This window comes from Staphylococcus pasteuri (assembly GCF_030547725.1).
In the GTDB taxonomy this organism is placed as follows: Bacteria; Bacillota; Bacilli; order Staphylococcales; family Staphylococcaceae; genus Staphylococcus; species Staphylococcus pasteuri.
This window is the reverse complement of the sequence record NZ_JAUOQO010000381.1, coordinates 1-268: the sequence shown is the minus strand read 5'-3', so window position 1 is coordinate 268 and position 268 is coordinate 1. Positions and strand designations below refer to the sequence as shown.

The following is a 268-nucleotide window of genomic DNA, read 5'->3' as shown; positions in this document are numbered from 1 at the left end:
GATTGTAGTAAACTTGTTCCGATTGCTGAACGAGTACCAGACTGACAGTGAACGACGATTGTTTTATCTTCTGGAATGTCATTCGCCTGTTCTTCTAAATAGCCAAGCATGTGATGATTAGCTCCAGGAATATGGCCTGCGTTCCATTCATTTTCTTTTCGAATATCTACAACATAAACATCTTCTTTGTCATATACATCATTCAATTGTTCCGTTGAGATAAAGGAATATCCCTCTAGATCATCCCACTGGGAAAGAAGTTCTGGAC

The 268-nt window shown here is 39.2% G+C and carries 1 protein-coding gene; it reads right to left on the bottom strand.

Features of this window, described 5'->3' with window-relative positions; translation table 11 throughout:
- A partial coding sequence (locus Q4528_RS14080) for a rhodanese-like domain-containing protein (protein WP_303522225.1) occupies positions 1-268 on the bottom strand: 268 nt, incomplete at both ends.